13 protein-coding genes are annotated in these 14,166 nt (G+C 36.2%); 5 read left to right on the top strand and 8 right to left on the bottom strand.

Features of this window, described 5'->3' with window-relative positions:
• Positions 1 to 387: 387 nt before the first annotated feature.
• The 4 genes from rpmB to hpsE all read right to left on the bottom strand — a co-directional run bounded on the left by rpmB (position 388) and on the right by hpsE (position 4,134).
• Positions 388 to 624, bottom strand: coding sequence for a 50S ribosomal protein L28 (rpmB, locus tag VB713_RS09850; protein WP_015213089.1), 237 nt, complete (start codon positions 622 to 624; stop codon positions 388 to 390).
• 284 nt (positions 625 to 908) lie between these two features.
• Complete coding sequence (locus VB713_RS09845) at positions 909 to 2,078, bottom strand: glycosyltransferase family 4 protein (RefSeq protein WP_323311381.1); 1,170 nt, start codon at positions 2,076 to 2,078, stop codon at positions 909 to 911.
• An 83-nt stretch (positions 2,079 to 2,161) separates the two neighbouring features.
• Positions 2,162 to 3,169, bottom strand: coding sequence for a glycosyltransferase (locus tag VB713_RS09840; protein ID WP_323311380.1), 1,008 nt, complete (start codon positions 3,167 to 3,169; stop codon positions 2,162 to 2,164).
• Entirely contained in the window at positions 3,169 to 4,134 is a 966-nt protein-coding gene (gene hpsE / locus VB713_RS09835; RefSeq protein WP_323311379.1) for a hormogonium polysaccharide biosynthesis glycosyltransferase HpsE, read from the bottom strand. Before hpsE ends, VB713_RS09840 begins: the two co-directional genes overlap by 1 nt.
• Positions 4,135 to 4,469: 335 nt before the next feature.
• Between hpsE and VB713_RS09830 the strand changes: the two genes are divergently transcribed.
• Positions 4,470 to 5,291, top strand: coding sequence for an alpha/beta hydrolase (locus VB713_RS09830; protein WP_323311378.1), 822 nt, complete (start codon positions 4,470 to 4,472; stop codon positions 5,289 to 5,291).
• Between the two features lie 42 nt (positions 5,292 to 5,333).
• On the opposite strand, the gene VB713_RS09825 is transcribed toward VB713_RS09830, so the two are convergent.
• Together VB713_RS09825 and VB713_RS09820 are read right to left on the bottom strand one after the other, a co-directional pair.
• On the bottom strand, positions 5,334 to 6,389 hold the full coding sequence (locus VB713_RS09825) for a J domain-containing protein (protein WP_323311377.1): 1,056 nt from the start codon (positions 6,387 to 6,389) through the stop codon (positions 5,334 to 5,336).
• Positions 6,390 to 6,657: 268 nt separating this feature from the next.
• Complete coding sequence (locus tag VB713_RS09820; protein WP_323311376.1) at positions 6,658 to 8,049, bottom strand: carotenoid oxygenase family protein; 1,392 nt, start codon at positions 8,047 to 8,049, stop codon at positions 6,658 to 6,660.
• Positions 8,050 to 8,258: 209 nt separating this feature from the next.
• On the opposite strand from VB713_RS09820, the gene VB713_RS09815 reads away from it, so the two are divergent.
• The 3 genes from VB713_RS09815 to VB713_RS09805 all read left to right on the top strand — a co-directional run bounded on the left by VB713_RS09815 (position 8,259) and on the right by VB713_RS09805 (position 11,068).
• On the top strand, positions 8,259 to 8,897 hold the full coding sequence (locus tag VB713_RS09815; protein WP_323311375.1) for a histidine phosphatase family protein: 639 nt from the start codon (positions 8,259 to 8,261) through the stop codon (positions 8,895 to 8,897).
• A 525-nt stretch (positions 8,898 to 9,422) separates the two neighbouring features.
• Positions 9,423 to 10,397, top strand: coding sequence for a GTPase Era (gene era, locus VB713_RS09810; protein WP_323311374.1), 975 nt, complete (start codon positions 9,423 to 9,425; stop codon positions 10,395 to 10,397).
• Between the two features lie 197 nt (positions 10,398 to 10,594).
• Complete coding sequence (locus tag VB713_RS09805) at positions 10,595 to 11,068, top strand: TspO/MBR family protein (protein WP_323311373.1); 474 nt, start codon at positions 10,595 to 10,597, stop codon at positions 11,066 to 11,068.
• A gap of 86 nt (positions 11,069 to 11,154) precedes the next feature.
• Here the strand turns inward: VB713_RS09805 and VB713_RS09800 are convergent, their stop codons facing one another.
• Positions 11,155 to 11,823: a 2OG-Fe dioxygenase family protein gene (locus VB713_RS09800; protein WP_323311372.1), complete on the bottom strand. Its 669-nt coding sequence runs from the start codon at positions 11,821 to 11,823 to the stop codon at positions 11,155 to 11,157.
• Positions 11,824 to 11,991: 168 nt separating this feature from the next.
• Positions 11,992 to 13,110, bottom strand: a complete 1,119-nt coding sequence (locus VB713_RS09795; protein WP_323311371.1) for a diguanylate cyclase domain-containing protein — start codon at positions 13,108 to 13,110, stop codon at positions 11,992 to 11,994.
• Between the two features lie 140 nt (positions 13,111 to 13,250).
• Between VB713_RS09795 and sfsA the strand changes: the two genes are divergently transcribed.
• Positions 13,251 to 13,976 (top strand): DNA/RNA nuclease SfsA, encoded by a 726-nt coding sequence (sfsA, locus tag VB713_RS09790; RefSeq protein WP_323311370.1) that lies wholly within the window; start codon positions 13,251 to 13,253, stop codon positions 13,974 to 13,976.
• The last annotated feature ends 190 nt before the right edge of the window (positions 13,977 to 14,166 follow it).

The raw sequence follows: 14,166 nt of genomic DNA, 5'->3' as shown, positions 1-14,166 counted from the left end.
AATTTAAACTGTATATTCATCCAAGTACTGCATTTTAGTTGTGCTAATTGCAAATCAAGCAACTATGCAACTAAATACAATTTACACAATAAGGTATAACTTGGTTATAACATTGTTGTAATCTTTGCTTTCATCTGGAAAATACTGAAATTCTTAAAATTAAATAGTTCTAATATGCTATAATTCTGGCATATTGCTCGGTGATTTCACTGATAACTGTGGAATTGTAGTCAAATTTTATGAAGTTTCTATTAACAGTGCAAGTTTATACTACCCAGCTTTTATAAAAAAAATATCACTTATGTGCAGAAATATGCAAAGTAATTAAAAACCTCCCCAGAGAGGAGGTGATTGAGCGAATATTTTCCTACTCTGGTAAATGGGGGTTTAGTAATGGTTCAGGTTGATACCAGCTTCTTTAGCCATTACTTCTATACCTTTTTGGTCTAAAGTTTTGATGGCTTTGGTAGACATTTTTAGTTTTACCCAGCGATTACCACCAGCCCACCAAACGCGCTTGCTTTGCAGGTTAGCTTGTTGCAGACGCTTGGTGCGACGGTGAGAGTGGGAAACGGCCATCGCATTATTAGCTTTTTTACCAGTTAGTTGACAACGACGGGACATGAAAAATATCTCCAGATTACTATTTGAGTACAGCCTTTCTATTTTAGGCGCTTTACAGCAAAAATTTGGGTTTGGGATTTGCTATTGCAAAAATTGAGAAGGGAAGAAGGCTTGTTCTCTTAGATTTTGAACTTTTTTTAAATTTTGGAAGAGCTTAGGTTACATTGTTGCAAAAACCAGTCTTGATTAAAATATAGATGAAACGTAGAAGCGCGATAACTTAATTAGGCGAAGATATAGGGAAGAGCGAAATCAATATCCCGGTAACAAGATACAATTATCGGTTAATATACTAATTCTTTCATCAACTGTTTAGCAGTCTGCACGGATACTTGCCAGTTTAATCGAGATTGATATTGCTCAAAAGATGAATACGCTAGTTGTTGGTACTCACTATAATTTGTCATTAACCTAGTTATATAGTTACAGTATGCGGAAATACTGGCATTAATAGAAAAAGTTTTACCATTGAAGTTATCTCTAACTACTGTTGGAATACCACCAATATTACTTGCTAAAGAAGGCAACCCAAAAGAACTTGCTTCACAAAATACATGACCAAATGCTTCTGCTCTCGAAGGCAAAATTAGAAAATGTGATTCAGCAAATAATCTATTAATTTTCTCCAATCCTTCAGACGTTGATTTATCAATAAACCCCGTAACTTTAACAAATTCTGGTAGAGGTTCATTGATTTCTGGTTGACATCCCACTACTATTAATTCAGTATTTAATCCTGCTTTATTTAACTCTTTCGCTACTTGAAAAGCTGTATTTCCACCTTTTCTCAACCAATCAACACCCATAAAAAGTAATTTGCATTTGTTCTCCTCTCTAGATCCTACAATTACTCGGATATCTTCCCAGGTTCTATCACATTCTAAATTAGCTCCATAAGGAACTATTTTGATTTTTGATTTAGAGATTCCATAGGTATCAATTGCTGTTTGAGCCGCCCATTCAGATGTATATATAATTAACTGACATCGATTAAGAGCTTCTGCCTCCATTGCATATATATTTTTAATATTTTCATCACATAAATTTTCCATATGTCGATAGAAATTTATGAGAGAACTGAGAGTTGCATCAGTCCACAAAACCAGTGGTTGATGACAATTAAGATAAGCAATTGGGACTATATTTTCTGGACATAAAACTATATCTGTATCTAGTAATTTTAATCTTTTTTCAATTTGAAAAGCATAATTTTTAACAACTATTGGCTCTGCCCAGCGATAATATTTTTTATGAAATATATAGTTATATAAGCTCCATTTTGCTCTAGTTAATAGGGAAAATTCTTTGCTAAGTGGGCTAATATAATCTATGTATGTAGATTTATCTGCCAGATTTTTAGCTATGTAATATTCAGCAGCACAACGCCCTTGTAGATGTTTTGTCCAAGAGTTTTTATTTAAAAAATTATCTACCGCTACATATGCTATTTTCATGTTCATAATTTACTGATTGTTATTAACTAACTCATGCAACAAAATTTAGTGCCAGATTGTAATTTCTTATTTGTGATTTCCAATTAGCTGGAAGATTTTGTGGATGGGAGATTAGTTTTTATATAACCAAAAAATGTACTAATATTAGAAATTTTGGAAAACTTATTCAGTAATAACATTGCTTGTTGAGGAGTTAGTAGAGTCATGATCATTAGTTTTAATAAAGCTTTGTAGATAATTGGCTTCTGTAAGAGAGTAGTGTCATTTATAATGGTTAGCCATAAAATTCGAGTTGCTTGGATGCTGTTTTGTTTTCCTGGAGGAACTGTCAGAGCTTTATAGCTAAGGTATTTATATAGATTAGCAATTCTGTAAGGCTTTAGATTTTGATAAGATTCAGCTTTCTTATGAGCGAAAGCACGATGAATAACTTGCAAATTTGATTTCTCCAGTCCCAAAATGTTAGAGGACATAGAATTTGGCAGTATACGATATAAAATTTGAGTTTTTGGTACGCACATAAAATCTGTAATTGCTGATAAGCGTAACCACAGATCAGTATCTTGAGCATTTGTCAGATATTCATCAAAACCACCTACTAAAGTAAAAACATTTCTACGAATCATGACATTGGAACCACTACCAATAAAATCATCCAACAATAGTTTTGCATAAACATCACCGCACCAAGTAGCATGACTGCATGGACGCAAAAATTTACCTAGTTCGTCAATCGCATCAGTCCAACTGTATGCAACAGTCGCTTGGGGATTTTCTTGTAACACCCTATATTGTGCTTCAAGTTTATCTGATGTCCAAATATCATCTGCATCTAAAAAGGTAATAAACTCACCACAAGCGTGTTTGAAACCACGATTTCGATTAATTGCTGCATTTGCTTGAGGATAAGAAAATAGTTTTATACGTGGATCTTTGATTTGAGAAATAACTTCTAACGTTGAATCTGTTGAATCAGAATTTATTACTATTAACTCAAATTGACCAAATGTTTGATTTAAAACTGAGTTAATTGTTTCATGAATAGTTTTTTCAGCATTAAATACTGGAATAATTACAGATATAATAGACATTAGTGTATTTTCAGTAATCTGTTAATTTTTATCCATCCTAAATAAAAAGGACTAATAAAAGTGGCAAAAAGTCTTTCCATTTCACAATCTGCAACGACTTCGCTTTTAATCATTTTGCGATGACGAATATAATATAATATTGCTTTACGTCCATCATTTAACAGGTATACAAAAAATAAAAAAGGTCTTTGCCAATTTGCAAGCATTAACATTCGCAGGTAAAAGCGGCTCCAACCAATTCCACGCATCAAGGAAATTAAGTAATCTCTTTCTAATCGCCATGCTGGGATAATATGTTCTATTCGCATTTCTGGATTATACCAAATTTCCCATCCAGCCCGATAAATATACAACATAGCTTCTACATCTTCACCAGCTAACATTGATGACCCAACTCTACCTACTAGAAACAGCTTTTTGGGGACATAATTTTTCCACAGATGACGACGTACAACCAAGCCTGCACCTGGGGGAAAACCTTGTTTACTAGGTTCATACAAGAGGGGTTGGGAACCTCTTTCCGTAATAGCTAGGTAAAACAGGATTGGTTTGAGATGTTCTGGAGGTGGGACTTCAAATAAACCATGAATTTGACTAGCATATATTCCTGCTTTAGGATGTTCTTGTCCAAATTTATAGGACTCAATCACCCAATTAGATGCGGGTAAGTTATCATCATCTAAAAAACCAACTAATTCACCTTTTGCTTCTGTGATGGCTTTATTTCTAGCAAAGGCTAATCCTTGTTCTGGTTCAAATATGTAACGTAAGGGTATGTCGTTACGCCAATTAGCTTGATATTCCTGAATCAGCTTTGCTGTACCATCGGTACTATTATTATCAACGATGATAATTTCCCAATTAAGGTTTTCAATACCTCTTTGAGTTTGCAGCCGTTCTAAAACTTGAGGTAAACGGCTTTCTCCATTGTAAGTAGGTATAACTACAGTTAATTTAGGAGACATATTTACTACTATTTACTTTTTTTCACAAACAAAAGGAACCATAGCATGCATTAATCTTGAGAACTAATTTTCTGACACTTTGATATTGGGGGAAGCAGTTGAATATGAAGGACGGTTATATAGTGGGTTATAATTTTTAGGACGGAAAGTGCGTTGTGCTATGAATTTTTTTTATTTGATTTTTGGTAATTTTATTGCTGAATGAGCTATCTGTATTAGGGTAGATTACGGTGAGTATCGCTCCAATGAATAATTAGTAACTTGAGTCATCACCATGTTTAGCATAATATCATACTTGTGACCATTATCCAGATACTTCAATCTTACACTTAGATATGGATCAAAAGCGACTGAGAAAACTGTTAATTGGTGATTTTACCTGGAAACGGATGCTCAAATCTTTAATTTTTATCTACATTTTGTTTGCTATCTATGTATATTTTCGGGCAGATAGTATGATTTTTCTACCTCAAACATCTAGCTATGAAGATACAACAGAGATTATCAAGCTGAAAACTAGAGAAAATCAGCAAATTTCAGCAGTTTATTTACCAAATCTTCAAGCTAAATACACAATTCTTTACATCCACGGGAATGCGGAAGATTTGGGAGACATCAAAGAAAGATTAGAAAAATTACGCGATTTCGGTTTTAGCATCTTTGCTTATGACTATCGCGGTTATGGTACGAGTGAGGGAACACCTACAGAAAATCATGCTTATGAAGATATTGATACTGCTTACAATTATTTAACGCAAGAATTAAAAATAGCACCCCAGCAGATTATCGTTTTTGGACGTTCAGTTGGGGGTGGTTCAGCGGTAGATTTAGCAGTAAGAAAACCGATAGCTGGTTTAATTATTGAAAGTGCTTTCACTTCAGCTTTTCGGGTTGTTGTACCTTTTTCTATTTTACCTTTTGATAAGTTTAACAATTTGGATAAAATCAAAAAAGTAAAATGTCCTGTGTTGGTGATGCATGGTAAATCAGATGAAATTATTCCTTTTACTCATGGTGAAAAGTTATTTGGTGCTGTCAATTCACCTAAGCTTTATTTGTGGGTAGAAAATGCACATCATAATGATTTATTTTCGGTTGCCGGAGAACAGTATAAGAAGACTTTGCGCGAGTTTACTGATTTGCTTTTGAAAAATTAGAACTCATTTAAAATTACAGACTAAAGCTATAAAATTCCTATTTTAAAAAATAATTACTCCTCCTAATTCTTGCATCATCTCTTCTAGAAGTTCTTCCATCATATCTTCTCTCATTGAGCGCAAACTTGGAGGACCAGCGAGAAATTCTTTAATGGTAATTTTCTGTTCTCTAAAGTTTTTGATGAAATCACGAATATCAACAATTATATTAATCTGAGATTCTAGAGTTTCTAACATTAAATTAACAGAATTAATTCCTTGTTTTGCAGCTTTGCGAGAATCAGAAACCATTGCTCCTTCAGGAGTATTTTTAGCTAGTCTTAGTTCTTGTTTTAATTTTTCATATTGAGTTTTGAGAATTTCATTTTGTTGTTCTAGATTTTTGCATCTGCGAGTTAAATCATCTTCACTGTTGTTATCAATAGTTTCTCCTAATTGATGTTGACGTTCAATTTCTAAAAGTCTTGCTAAGTCTCCTTCTTGGTAGGCTTTATTGATTTCTTTCATGATTTCTGTATGAGACTTATGGGTTTCACTGTCTTGTACTTTATCGGGGTGAAAGATTTCTGCTAATTTCAAGAATGTCTGCCGAACTTTCCTTGATTCCTCGGTTCTGCTTGCAGAAGTAGATTCAGTTTCATGATTTGATTCCCAATAGTTCTGACGATTTTGATTATTTTCATCGTCATCTTTTTCTGGGTTTTCAAATAGTTCATCTAGTTCTGTATCATTATCTTCTTCTTTGGCAGATTTGGGGCTGATTATCCCGGACATCTGGAGATTTAAATAAAGCCCTTCTATATTTTTTTTAGTTTGTTTGCCAAATTTTCTGGTAGTAAAAATTTCATTAAAAAGCGCATGAATTTCTTGGTCGAGGTCTGATATTTTTTTGAAGCATGGGGTGGCTTGATGAAATACCTCAGTGGCTAAAGAACGCATTTGTTCAACAAAGTTGTTTAGTTCTGTGCGTTTTCTCTTAATCTGTTTGAGTAGTGATTGGTGTTCTTTTTCTAAACCTTCTAAATGGATATGTAGTTCTGAGAGTGCAAGTAGGGGTACTTGGTTGGTTGAAGATGCAGACTTGGTTTTTCTAGCCATGAGAAATGTCAGTAAGTTGGAAATTTACAAGATTGCGGTGAGTGGACAGGAGAAATTATGATTATTAGTGAATTTATATTTTTACTTTACTATTTTTTGAATGGGTAATTGTGTTAATTAAATTTAATCTAAACTAATGGTTTATTTTATCTCTTAGGATGCTATTTTAGCAAAGGAAGGCAGAGCCTTCTAGAATTCATTCCCATACAGAGTATGGGAACAAGAAGGGATGAGAACGAGAAACGAGATGAGAAAGAGAAGGGATGAATTAGATAGAATTTCTCAACTGTGATTCTGATATCCAAGCACCGTGGAAACCATAGGGTACTCGTTGGGGAATGATGACTCGTGCGACGGGTTCGCTGGTGACATCTTGAGCATTTATTACTATTAATTCGGAAGTTTCTGAATTTTGATCATAAATAAAGGTTATAAGCCAGCCATCATCTTCTGTGGTGGCATGAAGACGGGGTGCAAATACTGCTTCACCTCCGTAGCGTCCTTGTCCAAATTCATGGGTTTGGGATTTGCCATTACTGAAATTGTACTTAATTACTCCCTCAAATAAAGGTACAGGAGTATTGGCCATTTTTCCAGTGTAGCCGTATTGGGTTTTTCTTCCTAAAAAATTTTCGTTAATGCGAGGAAATTCGGCTGGTACGTCGTCTAGCATTTCTTCTTTGACTACACCTGTGCTGAGGTTAAAGCGCCAACGGTGTAGTAGGGGTATGTCTGCTGTGGGATCTGTTGATTGACTCATTAAAACGTTTGTGGAACTCATGCGACAGGCGATAAGTACTACTTCGTCTTGATCTTCGTAGGCGTTGAGGGTGTGGAAGATGAAGCAGGAGGGGGTTTCAAACCAGCGGATGTTGCTGTTGTCTCCATGACGTGGAACAATGCCAAAGCGACTGGGACGTTGGTTTTCAAACATCATCATCGGTTCTCCCTTTTGCATTCGTTCTGGGCTGAATGTCAAAGGTAAATCCATGAAGATGGTGTAATTTTCAGTAATGGCAAAATCGTGCATCATTACTCCCATTGGTATGTCAATGGGGACTGTTTTTAATAACTCTCCTTGGGCTGATACTACGCTATATTGCAGGTATGGTGGGGAAAATGAGTAGCCAAAGAACATCATTTCTCCTGTAACTGGGTCTACTTTAGGGTGAGCAGTAAAGGGAGAAACGAGTTGATTATTATAAGTGTATTCACTAATTGTTTCTAGGTTAGGAAGTCGGATATTATGCGGCGCACCTCCTTCCCACACGGCTAAAAATTGTCCGGCGTGCCATACTAATGCGGTATTAGCTGTATTTTTACCTGGTCCGTAGGGGTTATCCATTTGGGGTGGTTCTAACATTCCACTCCAAACAGCTTTACCCGCTTCATGTTCAATATTCCAGCCTCTGGTGTGGACGTAGCGATTGCGATAAGTGGCTTTACCGTTGCTAATTTGTACACCATGTAACATTCCATCACCGTCAAACCAGTGATATTGACCTATGGGTGAATGCTGGGGGTTGGGGCCATTGCGGACAAATATCCCGGAAAGATAGGGTGGTAATTCACCTATAACTTTTAGGCTGTCTGTGGTGATTTCTTGGTGGACTGGGGCAAAATTGCCGTCAAGATAGGGATTTACTGCGGTTGCTACCATTGTGAATATTGAGTTTTATAACGACACTTTCTTTATTTAATATAATGAGGAAAGCAAGCGATCGCTACCCATCGGAAAAGCCTCTATCTACGACACGCTACATGAACCATAAACAGAGAAATGCGATCGCTCTTTTTGCTAAATAATCATACATACGGTTATTCTCTGAATATTCGGACTCCTAAATTCAACTTCAACGAGAATATACCGTGAGCCTAACTCTTTATCTACTCCGTCATGGACAAACAGAATCTAGCCGCATGAATGCCTATTGTGGTGCAATAGACACAGCACTCACTCCAGACGGTATAGAAATGGCAAATGCTTTTGCTGCTGCTTACAGTTCTACCCATTGGAAGGCAGTTTTTTCTAGTCCCATGCAACGAACCAGAGCAACAGCGAAACCTCTATGTACAGCTATAGGAATGCAACCTGAACTACGAGATGGTTTGAAGGAAATTAACTATGGTGAATGGGAAGGTAAAACCCCAGAAATTATCAGCCGTGAATATCATGATGATTATATCCGTTGGTCAGCCGACCCTGCTTGGTATGCTCCTACTGGTGGAGAATTAGCGGTAACAATTGCTTCTCGCGCTATGCAAGTAATTGAAGAAATTAAGCATCTTTATGACAATGGTAATGTTTTAGTTGTTGCTCATAAGGCAACTATCAGAATTATTCTCTGTAGTTTATTAGGAATTGATGTAGGACGCTTTCGTTATCGTTGGGGATGTCCAGTTGGGTCTTTAAGTATTGTCCAGTTTACAGATCATGGTCCAATGTTACAGGCTTTGGCTGACCGGACTCATTTAGATGATAGATTGCGAAATTTACCCGGAACTTAATAGTTATAGCGGTTTTTGGGTGAATGCACTAGCACTAATATCAAGGGCGGGGAAACCCCGCCCCTACGGGATTTGTGATTTAGAACTGTTAAGTTGCTAATCTGACAACTGCTATGTCAGTTTCAATTGTTTAAATTAATATCTGTCTAGGAAAATATTATTTGTTTATCTAGCTTTTTATATATTCAAAACTTTTTTAAATTAATTTTTGTAAAAATTCTTTTGGGTTCATTTGATAAGTAAGGGTTTAGCATTTAATTGTATCTATGCAATACATTTAGGTTTTTCTGTGATTTTGTAAAAATTAAAATTCCAACTAAGCGCAGTATATTTAAGGTGAGTTAGTTTTAAAAATTTGGAAGTAGTGAAGTGATAATTATTGACTTTTTGGTTTTTAATGTTTGAAAAAGTATACTATTTAAGTAGTCGCATAAATTTAAGGTAAGAAAATATCTGGAAGTGTCAGGGTGATTTTATGTCTATTTTGGATTACAGCAAGAAACCCATTTATACCAATTGTGAAATATGAAGGTGGAGTCTAAGGTGAGTAGTATTGATAATTATACATTCTCTTTCGCAGGAGAAGTGACAATTCCCCAAGCTCCTCCTGAATTTAAATCAGGTTTTATTGGCATTATTGGTCGTCCTAATGTCGGTAAATCTACTTTAATGAATCATTTAGTCGGTCAAAAAATTGCAATTACATCACCAATATCCCAAACTACGCGGAATCGGTTACGCGGCATTTTAACTACAGAAACAGCACAGTTAATTTTTGTTGATACCCCAGGAATTCATAAACCTCATCATCAATTGGGGGAAGTACTGGTAAAAAATGCCAAGCTGGCAATTGAGTCGGTAGATGTGGTGCTGTTTGTAGTTGATGGCACAGTAGCTTGTGGTGGAGGCGATCGCTATATTGCTGAATTACTAAGTCGTAGTCAAACCCCTGTGATTTTGGGTATAAATAAAATCGACGAACAACCTTCAGATTTCCAAAAGCTAGATGATAGTTACACTCAGTTAGCAACTGAACATCAATGGCAAATGGTCAAATTTTCTGCCAAGACTGGGGTAGGATTACCAGAACTGCAAGAATTATTAATTGGCAATTTAGAAACAGGCCCGTTCTACTATCCACCTGATTTGGTTACAGACCAACCCGAACGGTTTATTATGGGGGAATTAATCAGGGAACAGATTTTGCTGTTGACTCGTGAAGAAGTACCTCATTCAGTAGCGATCGCAATTGATCTAGTCGAAGAAACCCCAGCTATTACCCGTGTCCTCGCTACCATCAATGTTGAAAGAGATTCACAAAAAGGAATACTCATTGGTAAAGGTGGCACAATGCTCAAAGCGATCGGTAGTGAAGCTCGTCAACAAATTCAAAAGCTAATTACCGGCAAAGTTTATCTAGAATTATTTGTCAAAGTCCAACCAAAATGGCGACAGTCACGAATCAGGTTGGCAGAATTGGGGTATCGCGTGGAAGAATAGGGAATTGGGGAGTTGGGACAGTTAAGCTGACTCTATACCCCCTTCTCCAGGCATAATTACCGCCAAATATTCAAGCAGAAGGTAGGAAGAAGATAAATATTCCTCCATCTTCCCTAATATGTACAATTAACCACATCATTTACTGATAATATTACTGTATCAGTACTCTTGAAAATCAACGCCAAAGATCAGAAGCTATGATTAAATCTTGGATGGTAATCGGGGGTGTGGCTTTTTTAGTTGCCTTAGGGGCTAACCAGATTACACCTAGCGATCGCCAGTGGTTCAGGCACTTACAAAGACCCAGATGGCTTACTTTTGAGGCCGCAATTCCATTAATCTGGACAGTAATATTTATTTGTGGTGCTTGGTCAGCTTATATTATCTGGGAACACAGCCCAGGTACTGCTGTAACTTGGTTAATGATGATTTTATACCTACTTCTGGAAATATTTACAATTGCTTACACACCTGTAATGTTTCGGTTTCGTAGTTTAACGGTGGGTACAATTCTTGGGGGTACAGGTTTTATGATCTGTCTTTTAGTAACCATAGCAGTATTACCTGTTTCTGTTTGGGCTGCATTATTACTAATTCCTTATTTACTGTGGAGTCCCATTGGTACATATACAACTTGGGAAATGATTCGCCTTAATCAACAAGATGCGTAAGGATTAAGGCAAGGAACAGCAAACAGAAGAGAAAAATATTCTTCTTCCTTCTTCCTTCTTCCTTCTTCCTCCTAACTCCTAACTATCTATTCAGAAATTAAACTAGGACAAGTAAGTACAAAAACATCTCTAGTTCCTGGTGCTGGATTGTGAGATTTAATAGGAGTTGTAAAATGGAAAAAATCATGGTCATTAACCACAACTAGTTCTCCTGGTTGCAAGATTTTGTTAAAAACTGGTTTCTCTTTTTTAGCAGTATATAAATGTGTTTCTCCACCTTGAATGTTTTCTCTAGCAACAGAAAAAATTCCAATAAAATCACTTCCATCTTGATGGATACCTTCAGGTGCAGGATTTCCTAAATGACCTGGTGAACAGGCGGTTCTGATTTGATGAATACCAATTTCGGCTTCTGGGTGCAGTTTACAAGCATCGCTAAAAGCTAAAACCAAGTTCTTAAAAATATCTAGTTCTACAAGTGCATCTTCTAATTCTGCAAAATCTCTTTTTATATCACCCAATAAGGAATTATAATCTTGGCTTTGAAATAGGTATCCATGTGGGAGTTTCATGATCTTGTTTTCAGAAACAATGACCCGTGATAACCTTCTTGAGCGATATTTACCCTTAATGTAAGGATCAACAGGTAAGTTCTGAAAAAATGGCTGAAAACCTTCAGTATTAATCGAATTTATTTTTTTCAGGGTAAACAGAAAAGCATATTCTAATTCTGTAGCATATGAGACTTTTTGCATAGGACTTCTTTCCTTGCATTTTAAAATTCTTCCCGATTTTTTAACGCGGAAGGTCTGTAATATCTATTATATGCAACTATTATTTAACTGTCGTAAATTTGACTACAAAAATTGTTAAATTACCGAAATATTGCTATCAAGTCTACCTACTTAGCTGTACCTGACCAATTATTGAGGGTTTTCGGATTTGGCTGATTTTTTTTGATGGATATTAAGATGAGCTAATGCAATCAGGTCATCTAGTGAAATAGTCTGATTGGAATCGTAGGGATAGACACCAATATTTACAGATATGGGAAACGGTAACTGTTGATTCTGATTGAATTGGTGGATATTAGCTTCCATTCGCTGCTCTATCACTTCACAGGCAAGCTGGTATCCTTGTACGAGAACAACAAATTGATCTTTTTCTATCCGTCCTAGCGTATCAGAATTGCGTAAACTTCGTTTGAGCAAATTTGCAGTTATAACAATAGTGTCCTCAGCGAATTCATGACCAAAGGTTTCATTAATGTATTCAAGTCTACTCAGTTCAATAAACATGACACTAGTGTACATTTGCGATCGCTTGGCTAATCGTATTTGCTGTTCGGCCATTAGGTAAAAGCCTCGCCGATTATGGAGTCCAGTCAGTTCATCAGTGTGAGAGATGCGGCGAATTTCTGCTTCAATAGCTTTACGTTCTTGGGTTTCTTGTAGTAAGGTGGTTTGAGCAATTTCTAGGGCTGTAGTGCGATCGCTCAATTTTTTCTCCAGTTTTGCATATATGGCGACATTATCCATTGCGATCGCTGTACTATCTGCAAGTAATTGCAGCAACTTAACCTCTTCATGAGTCGGTTGATGGTGTTGTCCCCAATAAGTACCAATAGCACCAATAGCACTAATACCTCCTTTAGTACAAATAGCAACCATAGCCATACTTTTAACAAATGTGTTTTCATACAAAAAATGGGAACTCCTTGGATCAACAGATACATCTTCAATAATCCCTGGTTGACAGTTCCTCATCACCCAACCACTAATGGTTGTATCCATCGGAAATCGCTGACCTTTCCACATCGAACTAATAGCATCTTCATCCACATAGTAAGAAAAGCCATTATCTGATAACACAAAAGTAGCTCCATCAGAACTTGTCAGTTTTCGTACTGCTACTAGTACAATTTTTGTAATCTCCTTTAAGGTATGCGCTGAACAAAGTTCTTGAACTACTGTCAGTAAATGCTCCATTGAACGTAAATAGTACTCAGTAGCAGCAAGTGCAGAATTATATTCATTGCTCATAACATTTTTTTAACGAGTATTTTTTATAGTTACCTAATGTGAGTCACTATATCAAAATATTCTATAAAATTATGATGATATTTATTTCGAGTTTAATCGTATTATTACTAATACCTTAAAGAAATAATTTACATATTTCCATGATTGATTGGCTTTATAACTATCCAGTACTCTACTCTGGCGTATTGCTCAAACGCTACAAGCGTTTTTTTGCTGATATTCAACTTACTTCTGGGGAAATGGTGACAGCCCACTGTCCTAATACAGGGCCAATGACTGGAGTGTCTACTGTTGGTAGTCCAGTACAAATTTCTAAAAGTGATAATCCTAACCGTAAATTAGCCTACACCTTAGAGTTAATTCAAGTACAAGAGCCAGAACCGACTTGGGTAGGTGTGAATACAGCTTTACCTAATAGAGTAATAAAACTAGCTTTAGAAAAATATCTTTTTCCAGAGTTAAGTGAATATACACAAATCAAGGGTGAAGTAGTTTATGGAAAAGATAAAAAAAGCCGTGTAGATTTTTACTTAACCGGAATTGATCAACAACGTCCGATTTATTTAGAAGTTAAAAACACTACTTGGACACAGGGAAATTTAGCACTTTTTCCCGATACAGAGACCACAAGAGGACAAAAGCATTTACGCGAATTAATGGAGGTTTTACCCCACAATCGTGCAGTAATGCTGTATTTTATCAATCGGGGTGATTGTCCAGAGTTTGCTCCCGGTGATAGCACAGATCCAATATATGGTCAATTGTTACGACAAGCCATAACCCTCGGTTTAGAAGTTTTACCCTGTCGTTTTGATATTTCTCCAGAAGGTATTCGTTATTTAGGTTTAGCAAAATTGAAAATTTGACCGCTGTTACTGAAGCTGAAAACTCCATGTAAAAATTGAAAATAAATATAAAATTTAGTGTTGCGTTATCATAAAATTCTGTAACAAATTAGCTGCTTTAGCAGCAGCCCTCTAAATATTGACAAATAACATATGATATGATTGGAGTCACGGGATAACATCTTGAGAGGCTTTGTATTGCTGAAGCTTT

The organism is Anabaena cylindrica UHCC 0172, assembly GCF_034931625.1.
GTDB classification, from domain to species: domain Bacteria; phylum Cyanobacteriota; class Cyanobacteriia; order Cyanobacteriales; family Nostocaceae; genus Anabaena; species Anabaena cylindrica_A.
The sequence above is the reverse complement of the archived record's forward strand: the minus strand, read 5'-3'. Positions and strand labels throughout refer to the sequence as shown.